This window comes from Corynebacterium striatum ATCC 6940 (genome assembly GCF_000159135.1).
Lineage (GTDB): Bacteria > Actinomycetota > Actinomycetes > Mycobacteriales > Mycobacteriaceae > Corynebacterium > Corynebacterium striatum.
Window position 1 is genome coordinate 106,319 of record NZ_GG667519.1, and the last position, 3,490, is coordinate 109,808.

The 3,490-nt window shown below is 59.5% G+C and carries 5 protein-coding genes; 2 read left to right on the forward strand and 3 right to left on the reverse strand.

Annotated elements, in window-relative coordinates:
• The 3 genes from HMPREF0308_RS00440 to HMPREF0308_RS00450 all read right to left on the reverse strand — a co-directional run.
• A partial coding sequence (locus HMPREF0308_RS00440; protein WP_005527688.1) for an FAD/NAD(P)-binding protein occupies nt 1-748 on the reverse strand: 748 nt, incomplete at its 3' end.
• Nucleotides 745-1,755, reverse strand: a complete 1,011-nt coding sequence (locus HMPREF0308_RS00445; RefSeq protein ID WP_080548583.1) for a pyridoxal-phosphate dependent enzyme — start codon at nt 1,753-1,755, stop codon at nt 745-747. The genes HMPREF0308_RS00440 and HMPREF0308_RS00445, both read right to left, overlap by 4 nt.
• A 131-nt stretch (nt 1,756-1,886) precedes the next feature.
• The gene (locus HMPREF0308_RS00450; RefSeq protein ID WP_005527691.1) at nt 1,887-2,075 is read right to left on the reverse strand and encodes a hypothetical protein; all 189 of its coding nucleotides are present in this window, start codon (nt 2,073-2,075) and stop codon (nt 1,887-1,889) included.
• 795 nt (nt 2,076-2,870) lie between these two features.
• On the opposite strand from HMPREF0308_RS00450, the gene HMPREF0308_RS00455 reads away from it, so the two are divergent.
• Entirely contained in the window at nt 2,871-3,119 is a 249-nt protein-coding gene (locus HMPREF0308_RS00455) for a hypothetical protein (protein WP_169305103.1), read from the forward strand.
• Between the two features lie 75 nt (nt 3,120-3,194).
• The coding region (locus HMPREF0308_RS13550) for an IS3 family transposase (RefSeq protein ID WP_169305104.1) at nt 3,195-3,490 on the forward strand (296 nt) is incomplete at its 3' end.

Genomic DNA, 3,490 nt, shown 5'->3' on the forward strand with positions numbered 1-3,490 from the left:
CCGCGTTGACGAGAACTTCCCGCACCGCATCCGCGTCCCGTGCCGCGCGGGCCTGCGCATGGAGGGCCGGAGAAAACGTCGGTGCAGGACGCGCAGGATCCGGCTTGACCTCCATGAAGCGGCCGCTGCGGCTTACCGGATAAATCGTCTCCGCAGTGTCTCCGTAGCGTAGGCAGACATCGATGAAGGTGAGGGCCGCACCGCGGACGCCGATCAGGCGCGGCTGCGACGGAACGGTGGCGCCCCAATACAGCCCCGTGACGGGAACCCGGCTGCGCTGGTGCGTGAGCGCACCGGGATGGTCATGCGCATGGCCGGTGCACTGAAGAACATGATCGAAAGTCTCGCCGTCGACCGCGAATCCGGTGTCCGTGCGGTGTACTGAGGCCACGCGGCGAGCGATATGGTGCACGGAGCTGTCCGGAGGAAAGCGTCGCACAGCGTCGTTCCAACAATCGATGAGGTACTCGCCAACCACGGCGCGCGGCGGGAACGGGTCGAGGTCCAGGTCACCGTGGCGAGCGCGCCAGGCGTCCAACGTGTCACGCTGAGTGGTGACGATGGAGGAGGTGACGTTGAGCCGCCAACACCGGGGTTGATCAGGGCGATAGACGGCCCCGGCTCCCGCTGGATAGGGATCAAAGACAGTGATGTCGACGGGCACCGAGGTGTGCTCACTGAGCTCCTCTACGGCCCAGAGGCCACGCGGTCCGCCGCCAATGATGGCGATCTTGAGCGGCGGAGTCATTCGGATCCCCAGTCGTCTACTCCGCGCGCGAGGTCGGCCGCAGAGATGTCGAAGCGTTCGGTGACCCAGGCATCGTTGTAGATGGTGTCGAGGTAAGGCTGGCCGCCGTCATGGAGCACCATCGCCACCGTGGAACCAGAGGGCAGCTCTGCTGCACGCTCGAGCCAAGCGGCCACGACGGCTCCGCTCGAGGCGCCGGCGAGGACGCCCTCACAGCGTGCCAAACGACGTGCGCCGATGATCGCCTCGAGGTCAGGAACACGCGCGATAAGAGAAGGCTCAAAACTTTGGGAAAGTTCCGTGACCACACCAGCGCCGTAGCCGGGAAGGAGGCGGGTACCGCGCGCGCCGCCGTAGAGAACTGATCCTTCCGCGTCGACGCCGATGGTTTCTGTGTCCGCGCCGAGCTCGGTGAGTTTGCGCACGCAGCCGCCGAGCGTGCCGGTCGTGCTCATCGCGACCAGGAGATGGCTGGGCGGCGCACCGAGCTGCTCGATGATCTCGGCCATGGTGCCCTCGGAATGCGCGTGGAATGCAGCCTGATTGGCGTACTGATTGAGATTAAAAGCATCTGGAATCTCCTGCAGGAGCTCCTGCACGCGCGACCGGCGTGCGGTGAGCCAATCACCGTTGTCAGGATCAGGGTGCTCGAGCATGTCCACGCGAGCTCCGTAGGCTTCCATTGTGGCCACCGTGGAGCGATTGACGCGTGGATCGACGACACAGACGAAGTGCATGCCAGCCAGATGCGCCTGGCGTGCCAGGGCCATTCCGAGATTGCCGGAGGAGGACTCGATGAGCGTGGATCCTGCGCGAATATCGCCGGCGTCGAGAGCTGCTTCGATAAGGGCCTGAGCGGTGCGGTCTTTGGCAGAGCCGCCGAGGTTGAATTGCTCGAGTTTCGCGAAGACGCGGATATCGTCGCGGGGATTGATGCGGTCGAGCCGCATGAGGGGAGTGCTGCCGATGGGCGGTTGCGCTGACGAGTAGACGCGAGAAAAGGTCATATTTCAACGGTACTGGTCATCGTCTCCGCGTGCAGAGATTGTCAGCCTGTTCCTGCGCGAAGAAGAATAAATTGCGACGGTGCCGCCGTCGACGCGACGCCGTGCCCTATGTCGCAACTCGTGTCGAAGTACTAACCCAGGGGCAGGATATTGTCGATGCAGTACCAGAATCCCTGCGGATTGGCGATAGGCATTGCGCTGAGTGCGAAAGCTTGGCTGGCAGCGGAGCCCGTGTACTTCGCTGCGATGGGATACTGACCGGTGGCTGCACTCTCACCGCGGTAGCGAATACCCGTCTTGATGGGGACGCGAGCAGCCATGCCGCCCACGACACCGAGCACGATGCCGGCGGCGCTGGGAGAGTCTTCCGTAGCGGATTGATCGACCGTGGTGGCGCTTCAGATCGTAGCGGCGATGACTACGCGCCGAGGAGTCGGCAGGAAATGCGGGACATGGAGGCTTCCTGATATGAGATTGTGTAGGGACAATGCTCTCCAACGAGATCCGCGCAGGGAGGGAGCGACGGTGGAGTAAAGGCGGCATCGGCAAGCTCAATGGAACGGAATTTTGTTGTCTTGAACAGCGGGTTTAGTGTAGTCCCAGAAGTTTGAACGACCGATTGGTCGAGCTCAAGTTTCACCGAAGACCGTTGGTCGCCTAGAAATAGGCCGAAGGTTCCCGCCCTAAGGGACGGCCCACGCAGGAGACACTTGCGATATACATGGCCTAAAAGCTGTGCGCCCTGTTCTCTTGCACGGGGCATTTTTTATGGGTTAAGTAGCAAAAGGGCATCCGTGTATCGCACATTAGTCATACGGAAAATCCTCCAAGATTTCGTCCGCATGCCCTTTTTGCTACTTAGCCCTTTTTTATTGAAGATGTCTCGGCAGAATCTAGCGGTCGTGGAAACGCGACTTATGTTTGTGTTGACTCTAGCAGTGCGGCCATGCGTTCAGCGGGTGTGTCGAAGTTGAGGGCTTTGCGTAGTCGGCGGTTGAGTTGCAAGGGGACCTGACCCCTTTTTGGTGGACACCTGATATCCAGCCCGGTTGGGTTGGGAAGAAAGGTAATCTACCACCATGCCTAGGTACTCCGAACAGTTCAAACGCGATGCTGTGGCCCTCTATGAAAACAATGAGGACCTTTCACTTCACGCGGCTTCAGCAGAGCTTGGAGTCAATCGTTCCTCGCTTTTCTCCTGGCTTCAGCAGTACGGTACCGGCAAACGTGCCCGCATTAAAGCCGTGCATGATAAAGCCCAAGCAGCGACTGATTCCGAACGGATCCGCCAGCTAGAAAAAGAAAACGCGAAGCTGCGCGAAGAACGCGATATCCTGCGCAAGGCCGCGAAATATTTTGCTTAAAGAGACTCACTGGTGATCCGCTTCCAGTTTGTCTATGACCACCGAACCGAGTACTCGGTCAAGCGGATGTGCCACGTGTTAAAGCTCAATCGCTCCTCGTTCTATAAATGGGTCCAAACCCGTGAAAAGCGCAGGTTAAAGATGTGTTCCGATGCCCTTATTGGTGCGAGAATTACAACCATCTTCAATGATGAGCACGGGCTTTATGGTGCTAAACGCATCGCTGCAAGCCTCAACGACGATAAGGACTTTCCTCCGATCAATCACAAGAAGGTCGCACGCATCATGAAATCCATGGGGCTAAAAGGCTTTACCAAGCGCCGCCGATGTGTCACTACCAGGCGCAAGCCTGGACACCGCGTCATGCCAGA

Bases quoted from the DNA above. Each gene is read 5' to 3' on its own strand.
- HMPREF0308_RS00445 (WP_080548583.1), bottom strand. From the start codon at position 1,755: ATGACCTTTTCTCGCGTCTACTCGTCAGCGCAACCGCCCATCGGCAGC.
- HMPREF0308_RS00450 (WP_005527691.1), bottom strand. From the start codon at position 2,075: ATGGCTGCTCGCGTCCCCATCAAGACGGGTATTCGCTACCGCGGTGAG.